Genomic DNA, 24,337 nt, shown 5'->3' on the forward strand with positions numbered 1-24,337 from the left:
GATTTTTCTTCCATTATTTTAACTGCGAAAACGCAACTAAAATAAAACTAAACTGGTGATTACGTTTATGACGATGTTGATGAAAACCCTTCGCGGCGCTCCGGCACTTTCAGACTTTAGAGTTAAAAAATTATTAGCTCAATGTGCTGAATTAAAACTTCCTATAACAGATATTTATGCTGAATTTACGCACTTTGTGCATATTTCAGCTGATCTTAACGACGAAGAGTTTCAAGTTTTACAGCAACTTCTTAAGTATGGACCAAACATTGAAGAACACGAACCGGTAGGTCAATTCTTATTAGTGACTCCGCGCCCTGGCACTATTTCGCCTTGGTCTTCAAAATCAACTGACATCGCTCATAACTGTGGGTTAACTAAAGTTAACCGTTTAGAACGTGGTATCGCTTATTACATTTCTGGTGAATCTTTGAATGAGCAACAGCAAGCTCAGTTTGATCATTTGATTTCAGATCGCATGATGGAAGTTATATTTACCAAAATGGCACAAGCAACGTCACTTTTTGCGACCGCAGAGCCAGGTGAGTTAACCGCCATTGATATTGAAAAGGGTGGAAAAAATGCCTTAGTTAAGGCGAATATAGAATTAGGTTTAGCTTTAGCGGAAGATGAAGTAAATTACTTATTTGAAAATTTTACCAAATTAGGTCGTAACCCACACGACATCGAACTTTACATGTTCGCGCAAGCAAACTCAGAGCATTGTCGCCATAAAATATTTAATGCTGACTGGACCATAGATGGTGTAAAACAGCCAAAATCATTATTTAAAATGATCCGTAATACCCATGAAATTAATCCTGACTTTGTTTTAAGTGCTTACAAAGATAATGCAGCAGTTATGGTCGGTAATAAGGGCGGACGTTTTTTCCCTAATCCTCAAACGAATGTTTACGGTTACCACCATGAAGACATACAAATCTTAATGAAGGTTGAAACACACAATCATCCCACCGCTATTTCTCCATACCCTGGCGCAGCAACAGGCTCAGGTGGTGAAATTCGTGACGAGGGTGCAACAGGTATTGGCTCTAAACCCAAAGCAGGTTTAGTCGGTTTTTCAGTATCCAACTTACGCATTCCTAATTTCGAACAGCCATGGGAAACTAATTTTGGCAAGCCAGGTCGTATTGTTTCAGCGCTTGATATTATGATGGAAGGTCCTTTAGGTGGCGCGGCTTTTAACAATGAATTTGGTCGTCCAGCAATTCTAGGTTATTTCCGTACTTACGAAGAAGAAGTTAACTCGTTTAACGGTGTTGAAGTACGTGGTTACCACAAGCCAATTATGCTTGCTGGTGGCTTAGGTAATATTCGTGATGAACATGTACAAAAGCGTGAAATTATCGTTGGCGCTCATTTAATCGCACTTGGCGGTCCCGCCATGAATATTGGTCTAGGTGGTGGTGCAGCATCATCAATGGCCTCTGGTCAATCAGCCGAGAATTTAGATTTTGCTTCTGTGCAACGTGAAAACCCTGAAATGGAACGTCGTTGTCAAGAAGTTATCGATAAGTGTTGGCAGTTGGGAGAAGAGAATCCAATCGCTTTCATTCATGATGTCGGTGCTGGCGGTTTATCAAATGCTTTCCCTGAGTTAGTTGCTGATGGCGGCCGTGGTGGTGTTTTTGAACTTCGCAATGTTCCAAATGATGAACGCAGTATGGCACCTCATGAAATTTGGTGTAACGAATCTCAAGAACGTTATGTTATTGCCGTATCAGACAAAAATTTAGCGACCTTTGAACAAATATGTCACCGTGAACGCGCACCATTTTCTGTTGTTGGTCGTGCGACAGAAGAAGCACATTTAACTGTGACTGATGCTCATTTTACTGGTAATGATAAATTAGCTACACCTATTGATTTACCACTTGATGTTTTATTAGGTAAAACACCTAAAATATTTAAAGATGTATTAACGGCAAAAGCCGGTGGAGATGAATTTTCTTTAACGGATATCACCTTAGCTGATGCTGCTGACCGTATTTTGTCGTTGCCGACAGTTGCAGAAAAAACCTTTCTTATTACCATTGGCGATCGCTCGGTAACGGGTATGGTTAATCGCGACCAAATGGTTGGTCCTTGGCAAGTGCCTGTTGCCGATTGTGGTGTTACCGCCTCTGCGCTTGACTCTTATCACGGCGAAGCCATGTCTTTGGGTGAGCGCACTCCCGTGGCTTTATTAAACTTTGGCGCTTCTGCTCGTTTAGCGGTCGCTGAGTCACTAACTAATATTGCCGGTACAGATATTGGCGATTTAAACCGGATCAAATTGTCTGCGAATTGGATGTCGCCAGCAGGACACCCGGGTGAAGATGCAGGTTTATATGAAGCCGTTAAAGCTATTGGCGAAGAGCTTTGTCCAGCATTGGGGTTAACTATCCCAGTGGGTAAAGATTCAATGTCGATGAAAACTAAGTGGGAAGATAAGGGCGAAGAAAAATCAGTCACATCTCCTATGTCATTAATTATCACCGCTTTTGGTGTTGTTGAAGATATTCGTAAAACGGTTACGGCTGAATTAAGAATAGACCAAGGCGACACTCGACTTGTTGCTATTGATTTATCAAAAGGTAAAAAGCGCTTAGGTGGCTCATGTTTAGCACAGGTTTATAAGCACTTAGGTAAAGAAACACCCGATGTAGATAGCCCGGAAACATTAAAAGGTTTCTTCAACGCCATGCAAACATTAGTTCGTGATGAAAAGCTTATTGCTTATCATGATATCTCTGATGGCGGATTATTCACCACTGTCGTTGAAATGGCTTTTGCTGGTCATACCGGTGTAGATATTGATTTAACAGCATTAAACTCAGTCTCAGGTAATGACATTGACGTATTATTTAACGAAGAGCTTGGCGCTGTTATTCAAATTCGTGAAAGTGATGTTGCTGCAATAGACGCAATTTTAGCTGAACATGGTATTGCAGATTGTTGTACTGATATTGGTCGTATTAATAACGAAGATACACTCCGATTTAGCCGTGATGGTAAGGTAGTACTTGAAAATTCACGTACTTATTATCGTACTGTATGGGCACAAACGACCTATAGAATGCAGTCACTGCGTGATAACCCAGAATGTGCTCAACAAGAACATGACGTTAAATATGATACTGAAGACCCAGGATTACATGCTGAGCTTACTTTTGATATCAATGAAGATATTGTCGCTCAGTTAATCGCACAAGATGCACTTAAAGGTTCGAATCCAAAAATTGCAATATTGCGTGAGCAGGGCGTAAACTCTCATGTTGAAATGGCGGCCGCTTTTGACCGAGCTGGCTTTATTGCTGTTGACGTACATATGTCTGATATTTTATCTGGCCGAGCTAATTTAGCTGATTTTAACGGTTTAGTCGCTTGTGGTGGTTTCTCTTACGGAGACGTCTTAGGTGCTGGCGAAGGTTGGGCAAAATCCATATTATTTAACAAAGATGCTAAAGCCATGTTCAAAGCTTTCTTTGAACGCCAAGACACCTTCACTTTAGGTGTTTGTAATGGTTGTCAGATGTTATCTAATCTGAAAGAAATTATTCCTGGCGCTCAAGCGTGGCCACATTTTGTACAAAATAAATCTGAACGTTTTGAAGCACGTTTCTCATTAGTTGAAATACAAGAAAGTCCGTCAGTATTATTTAAAGGTATGGCAGGTTCTCGTATGCCTATTGCTGTTTCTCATGGTGAAGGTCATGCAGAATTTAGTTCAGAAGATGCTATCGGTGCTGTTAATGATTCAGGTACTGTTTCAATGCGTTATGTTGATAATTATGGTCAAATCACTGAAACGTATCCAGCTAACCCTAATGGCTCGCCTGACGGTATTACGGCGCTAACAACAACGGATGGTCGTGTTACTATTATGATGCCGCATCCTGAACGTGTATTTAGAACCGTCGCTAACTCATGGCATCCAGACGAATGGCAAGAAGATTCTCCTTGGGTACGCATGTTCCGTAATGCGCGTGCGTTTATCGGCTAATTAGCCATAGGCCTACCTTGTTTAAAAAAGACGCTTCGGCGTTTTTTTTGATCGCAAGTAAAAGTAATATCAGTAAAGTGTATGAAGTTAATGTTTATATTTTATATAACACTGTAAAGATATTGCACTTGCAATATCTTTACAGTGTTATATCCTGCTCTTTATGAGTAGTAAATATACAGGATAAAATGCGATGCAAGATCATGACTCAAGCCCTTTGAGCGATTACATTGAGTACCCACAAGACGAAATGCTATTACGCTCGAAAAACTTCTATTTAGATATAAAGCGCCGACACAGTATTCGTAGCTTTAGCGATCGCCCTGTGCCTAAAGAGATTATAGAAAATTGTATTAAAGCTGCTGCAACTGCGCCAAGCGGCGCTAATCACCAACCTTGGCACTTTGTCGCCGTACATAGCCGCGATATAAAAAAGCAAATTAGAGAGCAAGCTGAATTTCATGAGCGAGGCTTTTATGAAGGTCGAGCAGGTGAAGAGTGGTTAGGCGCTTTAAAAGCATTAGGCACTGACGCTAATAAGCCATATTTAGAGCATGCCCCATGGCTGATTGCTATTTTTAGCCAAAAGAAAGGGGGAATTAGTACAGAAGATAAAAATACTAATTATTATGTGCATGAATCAGTGGGTATAGCGACAGGTTTTTTAATTAATGCGCTACATACCTCTGGGCTTGTAACACTAACGCATACTCCAAAGCCGATGTCTTTTTTAAGTAAAGTCTGTGGAAGGCCAGAGAATGATCGGGCTTACATGTTACTTATTACCGGCTATCCAAACGAAGATGCAACAGTACCTCATCATGCTCAAATTAAAAAACCACTCGATGAAATTGCTACTTTTTTGTAGAACCCTCCAATAACAATGCTATCTTTAACACAAAAAATGATAACGTGTTAAATCATGAGATAATAAGAAGTCAGAAAGCAGGAGGATTTATTACTCTAACTTCTGACTGAATTATTTATGTTACTCCCCTTAAATATTAGCCACGAGGTGATTTCATGTTAGGATTAATGTAACCACTACTTCTTTTTCTTTTATTTCTCGTTTCATCATAATCATCATCTTTTTTTAAACTTTCAGCGAACATTGTTTTTTGTGCTTGTCCAACTGAAGCTAAGTTAACTTCTAAATGAAATGATGGGCGTTCTATAACGATAATTTTATTATCTTCTCCCATTTTTTTATAGTGGCTGTTTATCGCCAGTAAGAGCTGGTCAAATTGAAACGTTAAGGAAGCAGATAAGTTACTTTGATTGGTAATACCACTTTTAGTTGTTTTCTCAACTGTGTAATAGGCTTCTGGCACAACAACAGGAATATAATCACCGGATAACGTTACAGACTTTCCATTTCTAATGACTTCAATAACTATTTTTTCACCGAACGCTCTACTTATTAAATAAGCGTTTATCGCTTGAGAAGGCGTATTATTCGACGTACTAGGTTCGCTTCCGCCAATCTTTGTAATTAAGTCACCTTTTACCAAGCCTAATTCAGCAGCTAAAGTATTTGGAATTATTCTGTTTACTTGAAGCTTACCTTCGACAAACTCTTGGGCTAATGCCGTACCAAAATAGCCATTTAATTTACGTGAGACAACATTCGTATCATCACGTTTGTCAGCTGTTTTTTTGTGGTGTGAAGAAATATTTTTCATCACTAAGCCAAGTAATTTTTCGATTGCCGGGGGAAGTTCATCTGCTGAAAGCTTTGGCACATCAATTTTAGCATCCGCAATGTACTTGCCAGAGCAAGACTTACTTTCTTGATTTTTTACTTCAACAATAGAACCTGCAATAGTTTCCATAGGCACTAACTGATAATGCTGATTTTTTTTAACCTCAATATTTACTGTTTTTTGTATGGGGGTTGGCGGGTTTGTTACACTTCGTCCTCTGCGAAGGTTTTTCTGGTAAGTGCTAAACTCACTTTTATCCCATTGGTTTAATATTAAAGTATGCATGCCAGGTGCGAGAAGGTATTTGTGCTCACCTTTTAATATTTTTTGATATTTTTTAGGTTGTGGGATTGCTACACCGTTACTCCCCAACAATTCTAAAATAACTTTATTACCATTAACTTTACCTGTATCGAAAGTAACCGATGCACATTCCGAAGCGTTTACCGTTTGTGCCAAGAGTATGATGGGTAATGTAGCCATTGCAGTGACTAGCTTTAAGAGACCTTTATTACGCATTTTTATTATTCTCTTTGTTAATATTTAAAAATAAGTAAAACACTTATAATTAAGCCTTTTTAGATTTTAACCTATATCACAAAATTGTAAAGATGATGCTAACAGACACCTGATTTAGTAAAATTAATTAAGACTTTTTTTTTAGAATAACTTTTTATACTCAATTTTGTGACGTGTTATTTATTTAAAATTAATGATAAAATAGCAAAAATAGGCTCTATTCACTAGGTATTATCATCACTAAATCGGCCAGAAATAAAGCGTTTACGTTAACGCAAGAAATAGCTGAACCATTAGATTTAACGTCACATTTACCGTTTAGAGTCGCCGTAGTCAGTAATTTACTTGCCTTAAATCGAGATTGGAAAATTCGTGAACTCTGCGATTTAGAACCACGAGAAATGCGAGTCTTATTAAATATTGGCTCGTATATGCCGATTAAGTCTGCAGATATTGCCTACCAATCGCGTATCGATTCTTATAATGTTAGCCGAGCGGTAAAAGCATTAGATAATAAAAATTTAATCGATATCCGCCGCGATAAAAAAAGCAAAAACATTAAGATATTAGCCCTAAATGAGCAAGGAAAAGCATTATATCAAGCATTAACTTCAGCTATGGAGATACGTTCAAAAGAGCTTGAAAGTGTATTAACTGATGATGAAACCACTGCTTTTTATAATGCACTGAGTAAAATTGAAGATAAAGCTGAACAATTATTAGCAAAACAAGCGTTAAACAAAATAGCACAAGGCGAAGATGCTCCTAGCGACCAAAAAGAACTTATTCGTTGGTACAAAAAAGGCCAATGTAGCGACGCGCGTTAAATGTTAGATAAATAACGCTGATGTAAAATTTTTACGCGTTCAACATACTTTTGAGTTTCGGGATAAGGCGGTACACCTTTATACTTCTTAACCGCACCTTCGCCAGCGTTGTAGGCAGCTGAAACTAACGTGATATTTCCACCATACTTTCTGATCAATCGTGCTAAATGTTTACTTCCTGCGCGAATATTTTGTTGGGCATTGAATGAATTTTTTATCCCTAATTCTTTTGCTGTTGCGGGCATTAATTGCATTAACCCTTGTGCACCTGTTTTAGATAATGCTCGAGGGTCAAAGTGTGACTCGGCATGAATAACAGCGCGAATAAGAGCGGGATCTATGTTATAACGTTGTGCTTGTTGATTAATCGTTGATGTAAAGTGAGCGGTGAATAATTGTGTGTTATGCCAATTAACCATTGAATTTAGTTTACAGGCAAAGCAACCTATGCGAATTTCTTGGTAAGTAGACGTGTTGGGGGGAATATCAGAAAAAGAACTGATCCCTTTTAATGATTTGTACTGGTATATTTTTACTCCATCATCAGCGAATACAGAATGAGTAAAGCAAAATAATAGTAATAAAGTGCAACAATATAATTTCAATTAAACGCTCACAGAGGTTAACAATAATATTGAGTATAGCGCTTATTTTTGCGCTAATTTCATCTTTTGTTTGAGTACTTTTTTCTCTGTCCTGCGGCGTTTAAAAAAAGTAGAAAGTAGCTGACTACATTCTTCAGCCATAACACCAGAAGACAATTGAATTTGGTGGTTATGCTTCTCATCACAAAGTAAATTAAATGCGCTGCCTGCTGCACCCGTTTTTAGATCTGTCGTGGCGTAAACAACGCGTTTAATGCGGCTATGTACCAATAAACCAGCACACATAGGGCAAGGCTCTAACGTTACATAAAGGGTACAGTCAAGCAGGCGGTAGTTTTGTAAAACTGAACCTGCATGGCGAATAGCGACCATTTCAGCATGCGCCGAAGGGTCGTTTAGCGTAATAGACTGATTATAACCCTCACTGATTATTTTATTATGAGCGACAACAACTGCGCCTACGGGAATTTCGTCAATAGCCTCAGCTTGTTCAGCAAGCTCAAAAGCGCGTTGCATAAACGTTTGGTCGAGTGCTTGTTGCTCTTCACTAACGGTCACTATAAAAACATCTCAAGTAAGTCATTTAAATAACGGTGACCTAATTTACTGACTTGCCATGTGCCATTGGTATTCTCTAGCATTAATTGCTTTTGTTTAGCGATTTGCAATGTTGGCAAGACAGTATCAATTGATAAGCCTGTTCTTTGTTGGTATTGAGTTAAGCAAAAACTTTCATGTAAGCGCAGTCTATTCATCATATATTCAAACGGTAACTCTTGTGCACTGACTTCAACTAAATGGTCGAGATGTGGGCGGCTTTCGTCTAAGTAGCCTTTAGGGTGTTTTACTTTTATAGTACGAAAAATTTTATTCGTAACTGGGTCGGTTATCTTGCCATGAGAGCCACAACCAATGCCAAGGTAGTCACCAAATTGCCAATAATTGATATTATGCTGACATTCAAAACCAGGTTTACTGTAGGCCGATATTTCGTATTGCTGATAACCTGCCGCTGCTAATAATGCGATGCCTTGGTCTTGAATATCCCATAGCACTTCATCTTCTGGTAATTTTGGCGGCCTAGAATGAAAAGCGGTATTAGGTTCTATGGTTAACTGGTACCAAGACAAATGTGTTGGGTTAAGTGAAATAGCCGTGGTTAAATCATCAAGGGCATTAGCGATATTTTGTTGGGGTAAGCCATGCATCAAATCAAGATTAAAGGTTTTTATACCAGATGAATAGGCAAGCTCTGCTGCTTTTTTAGCTTGATTACTATCATGAATGCGGCCGAGTTTGATGAGTTTGTCAGATTCAAAACTTTGCACACCTATTGAAAGCCTTGAGACACCACCATTAAAAAAGCCTATAAATTTTTCAGCTTCAACCGTGCCAGGGTTAGCTTCTAATGTTATTTCAATATCGTCTTTATATTCGAAACGTTCAAGTACTTGGGTCAATAAACGCTCAATTGCTTGTGCTGAAAATAAACTGGGTGTACCACCACCGATAAAAATGGTGTGCAGTGGGCGATCACTCAACGAAAACTTGGTAATGTCTGCATCTAAATCTTCAATTAAGTGCTTTACATATTCTTCTTCTGGAACCGCTGATTTCAATGCATGCGAGTTAAAGTCACAATAGGGACATTTTTCCACACACCAAGGTATATGAATATATAAAGATAGGGGTGGCGCTTGTAACATTATTTAACACCAAAATGTTGAACAAGTTTAGCTAAGGCTTGGCCGCGATGGCTTAAGCTGTTTTTTAGATCTCGGGGCAATTGTGCTGATGTTTTTTGCTGGGCTTCCTGCCAAAAAATAGGATCGTAACCAAAACCTTGCTCACCTAATTTTTCACGGGTAATACTGCCTTCCCACACACCATGACAGATAATGGGAGTAGGATCATTTTCATGGCTCATATAAACCAACACACAATGAAAACGCGCAGTACGTGCTTCATCAGGTGTGCTTTCTAATGCTTTTAATAGTTTGTTGGTATTATCGCTATCATTAGCATTTTCTCCAGCATAACGCGCTGAATAAACACCGGGCGCGCCATTTAATGCATCAACTTCTAATCCTGAGTCATCAGCAATTGCCGGTAGACCGGTAATTTTTGCGGCATGACGAGCTTTAATAATGGCATTTTCAACAAAAGTTGTTCCTGTTTCTGCAACTTCACTGACATTAAATTCACTTTGCGGTTTTATTTCAATGTTATGCACGGCTAATAAGTGGCTAAGTTCTTTTACTTTACCTGGGTTGCCTGTGGCTAATACTATGGTCGACATTTTTTACCTTGAAGGTTTAGAGATGAAAAAATAAAATCAGGTCAAAAGCCTGATTTTATCAATTAATAACTTGTATGGTGATTGGGGTTAATCAACATAAAATTTCTGTTTAAACTTAAGCTGATGAGTTTCTTTGCCGTCACTAATCGTAATATCAAAATAGAAGGTTTCTTCGTTAGTGTAATTAACTTGTGCTAAATAATAAATAGCATCACCTTCTTTTACTTCGTCAAACTCAAGGGTTTTAATTTGGCCAATATCATTTCTTGCTTTGCCTTGAATTGAAACTGCTTTTGCAGGTCTAGACTCTTCAGAGTCGTCTAACACGGAGATATTAATTAAACCGTTAAAACGACTACGTTCAATGTTATAAGCTTTTGCTATCTTAGGTGTTAAAAACGTGGCATTTATCGCCATATAGTGAACTTGCATCGACCCCATTTTCTTTACGTTCTCAGCAAAAACGTTACTGATCAGGGTTAATGAAACTAAAATAATAAATAAACAGGTTTGTAAGATATTTTTCATAATGAGTGCCTTTTTTATTTTAATGATAGATACAGCTAATAAGACAGGCTTTATAGAAAGTGATGATAAAACCTGTCTACTTACTTATTATCTATTATAGCACTGCCCAACCAGGTACTGAGCCTGATAAGAAAATATTAATCACGTTGAGTAATAAAAAAGCAATAAGTACAGACAAATCTAAACCACCAATACTCGGTACGATACGCTTTATTGGTTTTAGAAACGGTTCTGTTAATTGCTGAAATATTGCTTGAGTAGGGTTGTAACCTTGAACGACCCAACTCATTAAAGCCATTACTAGCATCAGCATAAACAATAATATACCTGTTTGTTTAATTAAGTAGATAAGGCCTAAGTAAAGTGCTGAAATAATATTAATATCAGCGCCATTAATTAATGGAATAAGAATAAACTTCAAAGATGCTACGATAAACGCTAGTAGCACTGTTGGAACATCAATGCCACCAAAACCGGGAATAACACGACGAAGAGGAATAACGACTGGATTAGTCACTTTTACAATAAACTGGCTGAACGGGTTGTAAAAATCGGCGCGCACCAATTGTAACCACACACGTAATACTAACAACATTAATAATGCGTCAAAGGCAAAACTCAGCAAATAATTAATGGCTTCCATCTACTTCTCCAAAACTTAATAATTGATAAAACTCAAAATGGGTTAAACGTTATTTTGCGCCATTTCTTTAGCGCGGTGCAATGCACTATTCATCGCATTTGTTACTATTTTTTCCAAGCCATCATCAATAAAAGAATTGATAGCGGCGTTGGTTGTACCACCTTTTGAGGTAACCTTAGCGCGTAATTCGCTAATGGGTAAGTCGGTGTTAACAACCATTTGTGCAGCACCTAAAGCGGTTTGCTGTACTAACTCGCGGCTTTCTTTTGCCGTAAATCCTAAAGCTAATGCTTGTTTTTCCATTGCTTCCATAAACAAAAAGAAATAGGCAGGGGCTGAACCAGAAACAGCAATAATGTGATCAATTTCATCCTCAGTGGCTAACCACTTTATAATACCCACCGAACTCATTAGCTCTTCGGCAATTTTCTTTTGTGGGGCAGTAACATTTTCGTCGGCATATAAACCAGTAACACCTAAACCAATCTGCGAGGGGGTATTGGGCATAGTACGAATAATGCCACAAGGTTTAGCTAAGGCTTTTTGCATTTGATCAACGGTGCAACCAGCAGCAACGGAAATAAAGCACTTGTTGCTAATATCAATTTCTTGGCTGATTTTTTGACAAACATCAGCAATAAAGTGAGGTTTAACACCAAGTACAATAAAATCTGCAAAATTAGCCGCAACGATATTGTCTGCTGTTTCTTTAATACCAAGTTGCTCTTGTAAAGCCAGTCGTTTTTCAGGTGAAGGATTTGATACGATGATATCTTGTGCGGCAAAGCCTGTTTTTACTAAGCCAGAAATAATTGCGCCATTCATGTTACCAGCGCCAATAAAAGCAATTTTTGTCATGGAATACCTGTGGTCAATATGTGATGAAGAAAAGTGTTAAAACGTTTTTACTATTGTAACTAATTATACTGAACTAAAGTGAAATAGATTGTATCCCAAGATAATTATTTATCTTTTCTTGCGCCAAAAATAGCAGACCCCACTCTTACCATCGTAGCACCTTTAGCAATTGCCGCGGTTAAGTCGCCTGACATGCCCATCGACAAAGTATCAATACTGGAATGCGCTTCTTTAAATTGAATAAAAAGTTGCTGCATCTTTTCAAAACTTTGTTCTGAGGCATTTTTTTCAGGGATGGCCATTAAGCCGCGTAACGTTAAATGTTCACAGTGATCAATAAATTCAACAAGTGCTTTAAGATCTTCAATAGCGACACCTGACTTGCTTTCTTCGCCGCTAATATTGACTTGTAAACAAACGTTGAGGGGAGTATCTTGGCTAGACCTATGATCATTAAGGCGTTTTGCTATTTTAATGCGGTCAATACTGTGTACCCAATCAAAATTTTCGGCAATTAATCGCGTTTTGTTTGATTGTATAGGGCCGATAAAATGCCAAGTAATACCGGACAAACTTTGTAGCTCTGCTATTTTTTCAACCGCTTCTTGAATATAGCTTTCGCCAAATTCTCTTTGTCCAGCCAAATAAGCTTGTTCAATCATGGCACTGGTTTTAGTTTTACTTACTGCGAGTAAGGTAACCTGTGAAGTTGCACGCTCTGCCTGCTGGCAAGCATTAAAAATTTGCAGATTTATCTTAGCAAGATTATCTTTAATGGGTGTCATATTGTTTTGTGTCAATTTAGTTTCAACTTACTTTATATTATAAAAAATAATTATTAAGAGGTCTTTTATGGATATTACCGAATTACTTGCCTTTAGTGTGGAAAATAATGCATCTGATCTACATTTATCTGCAGGCACTCCGCCTTCAATTCGTGTTGATGGTGACGTACGTAAACTCAATATCCCAGCATTCGACGAGAAAGATGTTAATGCACTTGTCTATGATATTATGAATGATCGCCAACGCAAAGAGTATGAAGAAAAGTTAGAAGTCGATTTTTCTTTTGAAGTGCCTAATTTAGCACGTTTTCGTGTTAATGCTTTTAATCAAAATAGGGGGCCTGCCGCCGTATTTCGTACTATTCCGAGTAAAATATTATCGCTTGATGATCTAGGATGCCCAGATATATTCCGTGAAATTTCAGATATACCGCGTGGCTTAGTTTTAGTGACGGGCCCAACAGGTTCGGGTAAATCAACCACCTTAGCGGCTATGGTTGATTATATTAATAATAACAAACATGATCACATTCTTACCATTGAAGACCCTATCGAATTTGTTCATGAAAACAAAAAATGTTTAATTAACCAACGTGAAGTACATCGCGATACGCTTAGTTTTGAAGCCGCGCTTCGTAGTGCATTGCGTGAAGATCCCGATGTTATACTTGTGGGTGAAATGCGTGATTTAGAGACGATTCGCTTAGCAATGACGGCAGCAGAAACTGGTCATTTAGTCTTCGGTACCTTACATACAACCTCAGCACCAAAAACCATCGATCGTATCATTGATGTTTTCCCCGGTGAAGAGAAATCTATGGTGCGTTCAATGTTGTCTGAATCACTTCGCGCAGTTATTTCACAAACCTTAATTAAAAAAGTGGGGGGTGGTCGTGTTGCCGCTCATGAGATCATGCTGGGCGTTCCTGCAATAAGAAACTTAATTCGCGAAGACAAAATAGCGCAAATGTACAGTGCGATTCAAACAGGTATGTCTCATGGTATGCAAACTATGGATCAGTGTCTACAAGGTCTAGTGAATAGAGGCCTGATAACTAAACAAGATGCGATGGAAAAAGCGGTTGATAAAAATCAATTTAGAGGTTTTTAATTGTTAATGAAGCTTTTGTCGAATGTTATTTAAAGAGTAGAAGCTTCAATTGTATTCCCCAAGTTACGGTAAAAATGATAAGAGATACAAAAATGAATTTTCATGATTTATTACAAAAAATGGTAAAAGAAGATGCTTCTGATATGTTTGTTACCGCCAAACTTGCCGTAAGCGCAAAAATAAATGGCGAGTTGCAAGCAATCGATGACCATCTTTTAACAAGCGATGAATCGTTAGCGCTTGTTCATAATGCAATGAACGATAAACAGAAAAAACAATTTAACGAAGAAAAAGAATGTAATTTTGCTATTTCTATCGATGATATTGGCCGTTTTCGTATTTCAGCCTTTTGGCAGCGCGACATGGCAGGTATGGTTGTTCGCCGTATTGTGACAGAAATCCCCGATGCTGATGAATTAGGTTTACCATCGATTTTAAAAGATGTCGTGATGTCGAAGCGCGGTTTAGTCCTTTTTGTTGGTGGTACAGGTACGGGTAAATCAACATCAATGGCTTCATTGATCGGCTATCGTAATAAAAATTCACGTGGGCATATTCTTACTATTGAAGACCCAGTAGAATTTGTTCATGAACATGCTCGTTGTATGGTTACTCAACGCGAGGTTGGTTTAGACACTGAAAGCTTCGATGCCGCATTAAAAAGCTCACTACGCCAAGCCCCCGATGTAATTTTAATTGGTGAAATTCGTAACCAAGAAACCATGGAACATGCCTTAAGCTTTGCTGAGACAGGACATCTATGTATTGCAACATTGCACGCAAATAATGCTAACCAAGCGATAGACCGTATTATGCATTTAGTGCCGGCAGACCAACATGGCAAATTGTTATTTGATTTAGCCTTAAATTTACGTGGTATTATTGCCCAGCAATTAATTCCTACGCGTGATGGTCAGGGACGTGTTGCCGCCATTGAAATTCTACTTAATTCACCTTATATCGCTGAGCTCATTAAAAAAGGTGATATTGGTAGTATTAAAGAAGTGATGGAAAAATCGAAAGAACTCGGTATGCAAACGTTTGATGGTGCTTTGTTTGAATTATATAATAAAGGTTTGATCAATTATGCTGACGCTTTACACCATGCTGATTCACCAAATGATTTACGCTTGATGATAAAATTACGCAGTAATGAGCAAGGTGGAACAGGTGCATTAAGTGGTGTGACGCTAGATGGTTTAGACCCTAAAGATATTTAGTTAATGATAAACATGGTAGGTTGTTACAAAAAAGTCACAACAAATGTAATAACCTACCATTAATTATCTACTGATAAAGCGTTTCAAAATAACTTTCAATAATTAATCTTGCTGACTCAGCATCGATATTATCTTTTTTTAAATTACGATAACCGCCAGCTGCAAATAATCTTTCTTTTGCATCGGCTGTGGTTAAACGTTCGTCTTGAAACTCTACGTTTAATGCAAACTTACTCGACAAGCGATTGCCAAATTTTTTCGCATCAAGGGTTAACTGTTGTTCACTACCATCCATATTTAATGGTAAACCAACGACTAAATAGTCAGGTTGCCATTCCTTAATGAATTTCGTTAATTCCATTTCGTTAGGGATACCGTCTTTGGCTTTGACAGAGCCCAAAGGTGAAGCGCTTCCCGTAAGCTCTTGACCAACAGCAACGCCAATATATTTTTTACCAAAATCAAAACCTAAAACGGTACGTTGGCCAACATTTTTTGACACTTATTCTTCCTTAATAGTTTTATGCATGACCAATATCGGATGATAAATGGGCCATATCAATACCTAGCTTTTCAGTGGCTTTTTTCCAGCGTTGTTCAATGGGAGTATTAAAAACAATATCACCATCTGCGGGAGTTAAAAGCCAAGCGTTATTTTTTAGTTCTTCTTCTAGTTGTCCGGGGCCCCAACCAGCATAACCTAATGTGACCATATATTTTTCAGGCGCTTCTTCGGTACCTAGCGCCATTAAAATATCTTTAGAGGTCGTTATCATCACCTCTTTACTGAGTGATAACGATTGTTTCCAGCAACTTTGTGGACTATGTAAAACAAAGCCTCGGTCTTGAGATACTGGACCTCCAGTTAACACTTGTTGGCCTAATTCAGGTGCTTCTTCTTTTTTAGCATCTATTTGGACGAGCAACTCGTTTAAAGTAACGTTAACGGGTAAGTTAATAATAAGCCCCATGGCACCTTCTTCATTATGTTCACAAATATAGGTCACGGTTTTATTAAAATATGCATCGTCTAATGCAGGCATTGCGATTAAAAGTTGATTTTCTAAGCTTTCCATACCTTCACCTTTTTACATCTTAAGTTTAAAAAAAACTCTATGCATCATTGTTTTTATAGAGGTATGGTAACCCTTTACTTTAAAGGGTTACCGCTAGTAAGAGACTCATAACTTTATTTTGGTGATAAAGAGTATAACTAAAAGGCTTATACTCTAGGGCGAATATTTTCTTCTATTGCATCCATTAATTTACCACTGATATTAATAGGATATGCAGCTTCAATTTCTCGGATACAGGTTGGGCTGGTGACATTAATTTCGGTAACTTTGTCACCAATAACATCTAACCCTACAAAGTATAGACCACGTTTCTTTAATTCAGGGGCAATAGTTTCAGCAATTAACCTATCGGTTGCGCTAAGGGGTCTTGCTTCACCACGACCACCGGCAGCTAAGTTACCACGCGTTTCACCTTGTGCAGGGATACGCGCTAGACAATAAGGCATAGGTTCACCATTAACAATAAGGATGCGTTTATCGCCATCTTTAATTTCAGGCATGAACTCTTGCACCATCGCATATTGATTACCATGGTTGGTTAATGTTTCTAAAATAACGCCAACATTCGCATCATTTTCTTTAATTCGGAAAATTGAGGCGCCACCCATTCCATCGAGAGGTTTGATAATAATGTCTTTTTCTTTTTGATGAAATTCACGAATTTTATCATTATTACGTGTCACTAAGGTACGTGGTGTTAAGTCGGCAAACCAAGCGGTAAAAAGTTTTTCATTACAGTCACGAAGGCTTTGAGGTTTATTCACAATTAATGTGCCTTCAACCTCTGCACGCTCAAGCATATAAGTCGCGTAGATAAACTCAGTATCAAAAGGAGGATCTTTACGCATGAGCACCGCGTCAAGTTCTGAAACTGCTATATCGTTTACGTCGTCGAGTTCATACCAATGTTGAGGATCGTCAAAAACTTTCAATTTTTGTGCGGTCGCACGGCATTGTCCTTGGTCAAGGTATAAGTCTTTCATTTCCATGTAATAAATTTCATATCCACGCTTTTGCGCTTCAAACATCATCGCCATAGACGAATCTTTTTTTACATTGACCTGTGAAATAGGGTCCATTACTACGCCAAGTTTAATTGTCATTTATTTTTCCTATATCTTGCAAACAACTCAAATTAATTTCAATTGCACACAATCATTAAAGTATTATTACTAGTTAATATCGCCAAAGCGACATTGCAATGCGGTAATTGCCGTTAATGCTGCTGTTTCTGTTCTTAATATTCTGGGCCCTAATAAAACATCAACAAAAGATGCCTCATTAGCGCGTTTAATTTCATCATCACTTAAGCCGCCTTCAGGGCCAATAAGTAACCGTACACGCTGCTTTGAGTCGGTTATATTTTTTTCTGGCAAATTCATGATGGAATATTGCGCTTTGGGATGTAAGTTTAGTTTTAATGACGCACTTTGTTGAGCGAGCCATGCATCTAAATAAACAGCTGGCATAACAATAGGGACCGAACAACGACCACTTTGTTCACAAGCACCAATCACTATTTTTTGCCATTGGTCTATTTTTTTCTGTAAACGCTCACCCGTCAGCTTTACGCCACAACGTTCAGTAAATAGTGGGGTTATGGTATTAACACCAAGTTCAACCGATTTTTGTAAAGTAAAATCCATTCTATCGCCACGGGAAATACCTTGGCCTAAATGAATGTTTAGCGGTGACTCTACATGCTTCTCTGTGAACGACGTTATAACCACTTGTGCATTTTTTTTATTCACATCAGTGAGTTCAGCTTGATAATCGCCTAGTAAACCGTTATTAAATTCACCGTTGAAAAGGGTTAAGGAATCACCACTCTTTAAACGTAAAACTCTTATGGTATGGCCAAAGGCATCTTCACTTAAGGTGACTGTGTCGCCAATAGAAAAGGATTGTTGTTGATAAATTCTAGGATTGCTCATTTTATTTTATTTTTTATTATCTTAACAAGAAATATAAGGGCGACTTGCACTTATTTCAATTATCATTTTATAAAATAGCTGAAAAACGGCTTTTTAAAATAAACATCGCCTGTTTTAAGTCTTTGATTACCTTTTTTGACTGAATTTACTATGATCAAATGTAATAATAACTTTTTAAGCAGCTTGATTTTTATTAGCTGTTTTCGTTTCCTGCTTATACATCCTAAACGGAGAACATAGATGTTCACAAAACACCTACCATCTTTTCAACCTATTTTATCTCGCGTGAGTCTTTTGTCAGTTATTGCTTTGACTGTTGTTAGTTGTGGACAAGCTGAGCAAGTTAAACAAAAAACGCCGGCTCCTGCCGTTTCTATTTATGAAATTAAAGTAAATGAAATTGGTAGCTATCGTGAATTTTTAGGGCGTTCCGTTGCCTCAAAAGAAGTTGATTTACGTGCTCGCATTGAAGGTGAATTAATAGCACGTCACTTTGATGAAGGTTCTATCGTTGAAAAAGATCAAGTACTACTTAATATTGAACCTGCGGCTTATCAAGCCTCTTTAGAATCTGCAAAAGCAGATTTAGCTAGCAGAGTTGCAGGTGCAGAAGGTGCGGCACGAGATTTAAAACGAGGGCGTGAAGTTGCAGGAGATGGCTATATTTCACAATCTGATCTTGATAAGTTAATCACTAATAACTCCCAAGCAAAAGCGGCGGTGCAGGTGGCTGAGTCCACACTAGAAACAGCTCAATTGAGTTTAAGTTATACCGTGATTAAAGCGCCATTTTCAGGGCGTATTGGTAAAGTTAATTATAGTATTGGTGCCGTTGTGAGCCCAAGCAGTAATACCATCGCGACATTAACTGCAACAGACCCTATTTATGTGAGCTTTCAAGTAGAAGAAAGCGATTATATTTCTTATTTACAAAAAAATACGCATCAGCCTGAAGATTTATCCATTGATATTTCATTACGTTTACCGAACAACACCACCTATGGCGAAAAAGGTTTGCTTATTTTTGCCGATACCAAGATAGACCAGGGTATGGGGACGGTTGAATTACGTGCGAAGTTTAATAACCCTGACGGTATTGTTGTGCCGGGCTTGTTTGTCACCTTAATTATCGAAGGCAAGCAAAAAGAGCAAATGGCGCTAGTCCCTCAAGTTGCCGTTCAAGAAAGCCAACAAGGCAAGTTTGTCCTTGTTGTTAGCGACGATAATAAAGTTGTGCAACGTTTGGTTACTTTAGGGCGAAGAATGAATGCGATGTGGGTCGTTGAATCAGGTCTTAAAGCGAACGAACAAGTGATCATAGAAGGTTTACAAAAAGTAAGAAGTGGCGTTGAAGTCAAGCCAGTTATCAAAAGCATTGACCCGCTTACCGGTACTATTTCTGACCTTTTAATTAAGTAGGACACTCCCATGATCAGTAAAACGTTTATTCATCGACCCAAGTTTGCTTTTGTTATCTCAATTGTTATTACTTTAGCGGGCCTCATTGCGATGGGGATATTGCCCGTTAATATGTACCCACAAATAACACCACCGCAAGTTCAAATAACAGCAGTTTATCCCGGTGCTAGCGCTCAGGTTGTCGAAGAGTCAGTTATTCGCCCCATTGAAGAAAAAATCAATGGTGTTGAAGATATGATGTATATCGAGTCAACAGCTTCAAATAATGGTTCAGCAACTATTACTGTATTTTTCAAGGTGGGTATTGATGACGATATGGCGCAGGTTAATGTGCAAAATCGTGTGGCATTAGCCCAAAGCTCACTGCCATCAGAAGTGACCCGACAAGGGGTAACGGTTAAGAAAAAATCTAGCTCAATGTTAATGGCCATTAATTTATTTTCAAAGCAAGCAGGTATCGACCAACTTTTCTTAAGTAACTATGCGACCAATTCATTAACTGAGCCACTAGGACGTATACCTGGCGTAGCAGAAGCTAGTGTCATGGGGGAAATGACTTACAGCATGCGAGCATGGCTGCGACCTGACCGTATGGCATCATTAGGGGTTACGGTTACCGAGGTAAAACAAGCACTTCAAGAGCAAAATTTAATTGTAGCGGCAGGGAAGTTAGGTGCGAGCCCTTCATTGCCAAATCAACAGTTTGAGTATTCAATTCAAGCAAAAGGGCGATTAAAAACGGTTGAAGAATTTGGACAAACCATCGTAAGAGCTCGTTCTAACGGTAATTTTGTCCGTTTATCTGACATTGCACGTTTAGAACTTGGTTCGCAAAACTATGGTGTTCAAGCACGTTTAAATGGTAATGAAACCGCATTTTTAGTTATCTATCAATTGCCTGGTGCAAACGCAACTGAAGTCGCTCGGTTAGTAAAGTTAGAGATAGAAAAATTATCAGCACGTTTCCCTGATGGACTTGAATATGCTATTCCATACGATACGACTGAATTTATTTCACGTTCTATTGATGAAGTAAAAACGACCTTATTTCAAGCAATAGTTTTAGTTATTCTCGTGGTTTTCTTATTTTTGCAAAACTGGCGAGCGACACTGATCCCAACTATTGCTATACCGGTTTCATTAATTGGTACCTTTGCTTTTATGTTAGTAATGGGATATTCCATTAACACCATTACACTCTTTGGTTTAGTGCTTGCAATAGGGATTGTAGTCGATGATGCCATTATTGTTATTGAAAACGTTGAACGCATTCTTAAAGAAGAAAAACTCGACATAAAAGAAGCGGTGACTAAGGCCATGGAACAGGTTTCAGGGCCAATTATTGCAACCACTTTAGTACTGCTAGCGGTATTTGTTCCTGTCGCCTTTATGCCGGGTATTACTGGCGAATTGTACAAACAATTTTCGGTAACCATCTCATTTGCCGTTATCATTTCGTCTATTAATGCCTTAACGTTAAGCCCAGCTCTTTGTACTGTTTTATTAAGTAAAGATAATATGAAACCGATCAAGTGGCTGATGCCTTTTGAACGGGGTATTGAAAAAATGACAGGAAGCTATACCACAGGCGTTAACTTCTTATTAAAACGTGCTGCTCGCGTCGGTATTATTGTCGGTGTTTTATTTGTAGCTACAGGGTGGTTAACCACATCGGTACCCACGGGTTTTGTTCCAAGCGAAGACCAAGGTTATGTTTTTCTCGATATCCAATTACCTGATGCGGCTTCAAGTAACAGAACACAGGCACTTATTGATAAAATAACGCCAATGATAAAAGCAGACCCAGCCGTTACTGACGTTATTACTGTCTCAGGTGTTTCGTTATTAGGTGGGGCAGGTTCGAACAATGGTTTAGGCATTATCATGCTAAAAGATTGGGAAGAAAGAACGGAGCCAGCATTAGCACTGCGTGCTGTTATCCAGCGTTTAATGGGGCAACTGTGGACAATGCCAGACGCACAAATAATGATATTTAATCCTCCGCCTATTCCAGGCTTAGGGACAAGTTCGGGTTTTGAATTTAAACTACAAGACAGTGAAGGTCGAAGCCCTAGTGATTTAGCGCAAGTGATGAATGGTCTTATTTATGAGGCAAATCAACGACCTGAATTAACTCGCGTTTTTAGTACTTACCGCGCAAATGTTCCACAATACTTTTTAGAGGTTGATAGAGATAAAGCAAAAGCTCAAGGTGTTGCTTTATCGGATATTTTTATAACGTTACAAGCGCAGTTAGGGTCAATGTACATTAACGATTTCAGCCAGTTTGGGCGAACCTACAGAGTAACCGTTCAAGCTGAAAAAGAGTTCCGTAAAGATCCCTCTGACTTGCGCTACTATTTTGTGCGTAACCAAGACGGTGAAATGGTGCCATTAACGACACTTGCTAAGCTTGAGCCTATTTTAGGTCCTACCAGTATCGGACACTTTAATTTGTACCGTAGCGCAAATATCACTGGCCAAGCATCGAGTGGTCATTCATCAGGTGAGGCGATAGCGATTATGGAAGAATTAGCAGGAAACTTACCCCAAGGCTATATTTTTGAGTGGGCAGGGCAGTCTAAACAAGAAATTGAAGCGGGTAATTTAGCGCCTGTTTTATTTGGCTTAGCGTTGTTGTTTGTTTACTTATTTTTAGTCGCTCAATATGAAAGCTGGACTATCCCCTTTTCTGTCATCGCCGCTGTGCCTTTAGCTTTATTTGGCTCAATGCTGACACTTTATATCTTAGGGATGGAAAACAATATTTATGCGCAGGTAGGGTTAATACTACTGATTGGCTTATCGACTAAAACCGCTATTCTCATTGTTGAATTTGCGATGGAGCTAAGAGCCCAAGGAAAGACGATCATGGAAGCGGCACTTGACGCTGCAAAGTTAAGATTTAGAGCGGTACTGATGACTGCACTCTCTTTTATTTTAGGTGTTATTCCTTTAGTTATGTCGTCTGGTGCAGGAGCCAGTAGCCGAATATTCCTTGGTGTTACTGTACTTTCAGGTATGTTAGCGGCCACTATATTAGGTACGTTGTTAGTGCCATATTTCTATATGGTCATTCAACGACTGCGTGAAGAATTGAAAGGAACAACGAGTTAACTTTAATAACCATTATGATGAGTTAAACGGTTACCTCAATTTTCAAATGACTTTTTACTGCCGTGAAAAGTCATTTTTTTATCCGCTGTGTCACTAAAGAGCTGTGCAAGTAGCGATTCTATCATTTAATCTATTGAAGGAGAGGCTTTATCTAAATTGAGGCTTTTGATAGAATGCGCGTCTTTTGGCCTACACTGATGTTAAGATGTGTTGGCTTTATATTAATCTACAGCTCCGGATTTACGTTCTGGCTGGCTCAATGGGTATTATTATGCAAAACATCACCGTCTGTGCACTTTACAAATTTGTACGCTTAGAAAACTTTGAACAACTTAAAAAACCATTATTGTCTGTTATGTTAAATAACGATGTTAAAGGTACATTATTGCTTGCTAATGAAGGTATTAACGGTACCGTCGCTGGTACACAAAGCAGTATTGATAAGCTCTTAGCGCATTTAGAAACAGATGAGCGTTTAATGAATTTTTCTCATAAATATTCATACGCTGACGAGAATCCTTTTCAACGCAGTAAAGTAAAATTAAAAAAAGAAATTGTGACTATGGGCGTTGAAGGAATTGACCCATTACTGACCGTTGGTACTTATGTAAAACCTAAAGAGTGGAATGCACTTATTGCCGATCCTGAAGTTTTATTGATTGATACACGTAACGATTATGAAATTGAAATAGGCACCTTCAAGAACGCAATAAACCCTAAGACTGAAACCTTTCGTGAATTTCCAGAATATGTTGCACAGCACTTAGACAAGAACAAACATAAAAAAGTAGCGATGTATTGTACTGGTGGTATTCGCTGCGAAAAATCAACCGCTTACTTAAAAGAGCAAGGCTTTGAAGATGTTTATCATCTTGAAGGTGGCGTGCTTAAATATTTAGAGGAAGTTGAGCAAGAGAATTCAATGTGGCAAGGTGAATGTTTTGTTTTTGATGGCCGTGTTGCAGTAGGGCATGGCTTAGAGCAAGGGCAGTACGATCAATGCTTTGCTTGTCGTTACCCGATAACCGAACAAGAAAAGCAAAGTGAGCATTATGTAAAAGGCGTCAGTTGTCATCGTTGTTATGATAAATATACTGACGAACAACGTAGTGGCTTTGCTGAGCGCGAACGCCAAATTAATTTAGCCAGCCAACGTGGTGAAAAACACATTGGTGGACATGTTCAAGATGTTATTGAGCAACGACGTAAAGAAAAAGTAGCCAGTAAAAAAGCGCAGTCGGCTAAATAGTCATAAATTAACCTCATATTTTTCCAATAAAAAAAGCGACTTATTGAGTCGCTTTTTTTATGTTCAGGTGGAACGATGTTGTTGAAACGTTAAAAATTAAAACCCTGTGGCTTTACGAAGCGTGTTGGCTTTATCAGTTCTTTCCCAAGTCAGCTAGGTGAAAGAGTATTATTCGCAATGTTAATGGTTTTATTGCAATAAAAAAGCGACTTATTGAGTCGCTTTTTTATGTTTAGTAGGAACGGTGATGTTAAAACGTTAAAACGTTAAAAATTAAAAACCAGCGGCTTTACGGAGCACGTCGGCTTTATCGGTTCTTTCCCAAGTCAGCTAGGTTAAAGAGTATTATTCGCAATGTTAATGGTTTTATTGCAATAAAAAAGCGACTTATTGAGTCGCTTTTTATGTTTAGTAGGAACGGTGATGTTAAAACGTTAA

General features: G+C 38.5%; 21 protein-coding genes. 8 read left to right on the forward strand and 13 right to left on the reverse strand.

Translation table 11 applies throughout. The annotated features are described in order from the left end of the window. Positions 1–79: 79 nt before the first annotated feature. Together purL and H4J52_RS02290 are read left to right on the forward strand one after the other, a co-directional pair. Positions 80–4,006 carry a phosphoribosylformylglycinamidine synthase gene (gene purL, locus H4J52_RS02285; RefSeq protein ID WP_182224165.1) on the forward strand — a complete coding sequence of 1,309 codons (3,927 nt, stop codon included), beginning with the start codon at positions 80–82 and terminating at the stop codon, positions 4,004–4,006. 193 nt (positions 4,007–4,199) lie between these two features. Further along, complete coding sequence (locus H4J52_RS02290; RefSeq protein WP_182179623.1) at positions 4,200–4,874, forward strand: nitroreductase family protein; 675 nt, start codon at positions 4,200–4,202, stop codon at positions 4,872–4,874. Positions 4,875–5,010: 136 nt separating this feature from the next. On the opposite strand, the gene H4J52_RS02295 is transcribed toward H4J52_RS02290, so the two are convergent. Further along, positions 5,011–6,228: a PDZ domain-containing protein gene (locus H4J52_RS02295; protein ID WP_182179621.1), complete on the reverse strand. Its 1,218-nt coding sequence runs from the start codon at positions 6,226–6,228 to the stop codon at positions 5,011–5,013. 368 nt (positions 6,229–6,596) lie between these two features. Between H4J52_RS02295 and H4J52_RS02300 the strand changes: the two genes are divergently transcribed. Continuing rightward, a complete protein-coding gene (locus H4J52_RS02300) occupies positions 6,597–7,055 on the forward strand; it encodes a MarR family winged helix-turn-helix transcriptional regulator (RefSeq protein ID WP_404851970.1) in 459 nt (152 codons plus the stop codon). Here the strand turns inward: H4J52_RS02300 and H4J52_RS02305 are convergent. The 8 genes from H4J52_RS02305 to H4J52_RS02340 form a co-directional block, all read right to left on the reverse strand. Continuing rightward, a complete protein-coding gene (locus tag H4J52_RS02305; protein WP_182224158.1) occupies positions 7,052–7,660 on the reverse strand; it encodes a lytic transglycosylase domain-containing protein in 609 nt (202 codons plus the stop codon). The two genes, H4J52_RS02300 and H4J52_RS02305, sit on opposite strands and share 4 nt — an antisense overlap. Before the next feature lie 42 nt (positions 7,661–7,702). Continuing rightward, positions 7,703–8,218, reverse strand: a complete 516-nt coding sequence (gene tadA / locus H4J52_RS02310; protein ID WP_310649970.1) for a tRNA adenosine(34) deaminase TadA — start codon at positions 8,216–8,218, stop codon at positions 7,703–7,705. Continuing rightward, positions 8,218–9,366, reverse strand: a complete 1,149-nt coding sequence (hemW, locus tag H4J52_RS02315) for a radical SAM family heme chaperone HemW (protein ID WP_182179617.1) — start codon at positions 9,364–9,366, stop codon at positions 8,218–8,220. Before hemW ends, tadA begins: the two co-directional genes overlap by 1 nt. Continuing rightward, positions 9,366–9,959 carry an XTP/dITP diphosphatase gene (locus tag H4J52_RS02320; RefSeq protein ID WP_182179616.1) on the reverse strand — a complete coding sequence of 198 codons (594 nt, stop codon included), beginning with the start codon at positions 9,957–9,959 and terminating at the stop codon, positions 9,366–9,368. The genes hemW and H4J52_RS02320 overlap by 1 nt, the downstream gene beginning before the upstream one ends. 87 nt (positions 9,960–10,046) lie before the next feature. After that, complete coding sequence (locus H4J52_RS02325; protein WP_182179614.1) at positions 10,047–10,487, reverse strand: DUF4426 domain-containing protein; 441 nt, start codon at positions 10,485–10,487, stop codon at positions 10,047–10,049. Positions 10,488–10,581: 94 nt separating this feature from the next. Further along, on the reverse strand, positions 10,582–11,130 hold the full coding sequence (locus H4J52_RS02330) for a YggT family protein (protein ID WP_182179612.1): 549 nt from the start codon (positions 11,128–11,130) through the stop codon (positions 10,582–10,584). A gap of 42 nt (positions 11,131–11,172) precedes the next feature. Next, positions 11,173–11,988, reverse strand: coding sequence for a pyrroline-5-carboxylate reductase (proC, locus tag H4J52_RS02335; RefSeq protein WP_182179610.1), 816 nt, complete (start codon positions 11,986–11,988; stop codon positions 11,173–11,175). 104 nt (positions 11,989–12,092) lie between these two features. Then, positions 12,093–12,773, reverse strand: a complete 681-nt coding sequence (locus H4J52_RS02340; protein ID WP_182179643.1) for a YggS family pyridoxal phosphate-dependent enzyme — start codon at positions 12,771–12,773, stop codon at positions 12,093–12,095. Positions 12,774–12,840: 67 nt separating this feature from the next. Here H4J52_RS02340 and H4J52_RS02345 point away from each other — a divergent pair, with 67 nt between their 5' ends. Continuing rightward, positions 12,841–13,884 carry a type IV pilus twitching motility protein PilT gene (locus H4J52_RS02345; RefSeq protein ID WP_182179608.1) on the forward strand — a complete coding sequence of 348 codons (1,044 nt, stop codon included), beginning with the start codon at positions 12,841–12,843 and terminating at the stop codon, positions 13,882–13,884. A 92-nt stretch (positions 13,885–13,976) separates the two neighbouring features. Next, entirely contained in the window at positions 13,977–15,104 is a 1,128-nt protein-coding gene (locus H4J52_RS02350) for a PilT/PilU family type 4a pilus ATPase (protein ID WP_182179606.1), read from the forward strand. Between the two features lie 67 nt (positions 15,105–15,171). Here the strand turns inward: H4J52_RS02350 and ruvX are convergent, their stop codons facing one another. The 4 genes from ruvX to rsmE all read right to left on the reverse strand — a co-directional run bounded on the left by ruvX (position 15,172) and on the right by rsmE (position 18,114). Then, on the reverse strand, positions 15,172–15,606 hold the full coding sequence (ruvX, locus tag H4J52_RS02355) for a Holliday junction resolvase RuvX (protein WP_182179604.1): 435 nt from the start codon (positions 15,604–15,606) through the stop codon (positions 15,172–15,174). Positions 15,607–15,625: 19 nt separating this feature from the next. Next, the gene (locus H4J52_RS02360) at positions 15,626–16,180 is read right to left on the reverse strand and encodes a YqgE/AlgH family protein (protein ID WP_182179602.1); all 555 of its coding nucleotides are present in this window, start codon (positions 16,178–16,180) and stop codon (positions 15,626–15,628) included. A gap of 146 nt (positions 16,181–16,326) precedes the next feature. Next, a complete protein-coding gene (gene gshB, locus H4J52_RS02365; RefSeq protein WP_182179600.1) occupies positions 16,327–17,283 on the reverse strand; it encodes a glutathione synthase in 957 nt (318 codons plus the stop codon). Positions 17,284–17,352: 69 nt separating this feature from the next. Then, on the reverse strand, positions 17,353–18,114 hold the full coding sequence (rsmE, locus tag H4J52_RS02370; protein WP_182179598.1) for a 16S rRNA (uracil(1498)-N(3))-methyltransferase: 762 nt from the start codon (positions 18,112–18,114) through the stop codon (positions 17,353–17,355). Positions 18,115–18,354: 240 nt separating this feature from the next. Between rsmE and H4J52_RS02375 the strand changes: the two genes are divergently transcribed. From H4J52_RS02375 to H4J52_RS02385, 3 genes are all read left to right on the forward strand, one after another. Beyond that, a complete protein-coding gene (locus H4J52_RS02375) occupies positions 18,355–19,533 on the forward strand; it encodes an efflux RND transporter periplasmic adaptor subunit (RefSeq protein ID WP_182179596.1) in 1,179 nt (392 codons plus the stop codon). A gap of 9 nt (positions 19,534–19,542) precedes the next feature. After that, positions 19,543–22,650 (forward strand): efflux RND transporter permease subunit, encoded by a 3,108-nt coding sequence (locus H4J52_RS02380; protein WP_182224159.1) that lies wholly within the window; start codon positions 19,543–19,545, stop codon positions 22,648–22,650. A gap of 271 nt (positions 22,651–22,921) precedes the next feature. Continuing rightward, a complete protein-coding gene (locus H4J52_RS02385; RefSeq protein ID WP_182179593.1) occupies positions 22,922–23,899 on the forward strand; it encodes a rhodanese-related sulfurtransferase in 978 nt (325 codons plus the stop codon). Positions 23,900–24,337 lie beyond the last annotated feature (438 nt).

It is taken from the genome of Colwellia sp. MB02u-14 (assembly GCF_014076915.1).
Lineage (GTDB): Bacteria > Pseudomonadota > Gammaproteobacteria > Enterobacterales > Alteromonadaceae > Colwellia_A.

Excerpts from the sequence above, each read along its gene's own strand:
- H4J52_RS02380 (WP_182224159.1), top strand. The coding sequence starts at position 19,543 with ATGATCAGTAAAACGTTTATTCATCGACCCAAGTTTGCTTTTGTTATC.
- H4J52_RS02290 (WP_182179623.1), top strand. The coding sequence starts at position 4,200 with ATGCAAGATCATGACTCAAGCCCTTTGAGCGATTACATTGAGTACCCA.
- H4J52_RS02330 (WP_182179612.1), bottom strand. The coding sequence starts at position 11,130 with ATGGAAGCCATTAATTATTTGCTGAGTTTTGCCTTTGACGCATTATTA.
- rsmE (WP_182179598.1), bottom strand. The coding sequence starts at position 18,114 with ATGAGCAATCCTAGAATTTATCAACAACAATCCTTTTCTATTGGCGAC.
- H4J52_RS02320 (WP_182179616.1), bottom strand. The coding sequence starts at position 9,959 with ATGTCGACCATAGTATTAGCCACAGGCAACCCAGGTAAAGTAAAAGAA.
- H4J52_RS02345 (WP_182179608.1), top strand. The coding sequence starts at position 12,841 with ATGGATATTACCGAATTACTTGCCTTTAGTGTGGAAAATAATGCATCT.
- H4J52_RS02295 (WP_182179621.1), bottom strand. The coding sequence starts at position 6,228 with ATGCGTAATAAAGGTCTCTTAAAGCTAGTCACTGCAATGGCTACATTA.
- H4J52_RS02350 (WP_182179606.1), top strand. The coding sequence starts at position 13,977 with ATGAATTTTCATGATTTATTACAAAAAATGGTAAAAGAAGATGCTTCT.
- H4J52_RS02340 (WP_182179643.1), bottom strand. The coding sequence starts at position 12,773 with ATGACACCCATTAAAGATAATCTTGCTAAGATAAATCTGCAAATTTTT.
- proC (WP_182179610.1), bottom strand. The coding sequence starts at position 11,988 with ATGACAAAAATTGCTTTTATTGGCGCTGGTAACATGAATGGCGCAATT.
- H4J52_RS02385 (WP_182179593.1), top strand. The coding sequence starts at position 22,922 with ATGCAAAACATCACCGTCTGTGCACTTTACAAATTTGTACGCTTAGAA.
- H4J52_RS02325 (WP_182179614.1), bottom strand. The coding sequence starts at position 10,487 with ATGAAAAATATCTTACAAACCTGTTTATTTATTATTTTAGTTTCATTA.
- H4J52_RS02375 (WP_182179596.1), top strand. The coding sequence starts at position 18,355 with ATGTTCACAAAACACCTACCATCTTTTCAACCTATTTTATCTCGCGTG.
- H4J52_RS02360 (WP_182179602.1), bottom strand. The coding sequence starts at position 16,180 with ATGGAAAGCTTAGAAAATCAACTTTTAATCGCAATGCCTGCATTAGAC.
- gshB (WP_182179600.1), bottom strand. The coding sequence starts at position 17,283 with ATGACAATTAAACTTGGCGTAGTAATGGACCCTATTTCACAGGTCAAT.
- hemW (WP_182179617.1), bottom strand. The coding sequence starts at position 9,366 with ATGTTACAAGCGCCACCCCTATCTTTATATATTCATATACCTTGGTGT.
- purL (WP_182224165.1), top strand. The coding sequence starts at position 80 with ATGAAAACCCTTCGCGGCGCTCCGGCACTTTCAGACTTTAGAGTTAAA.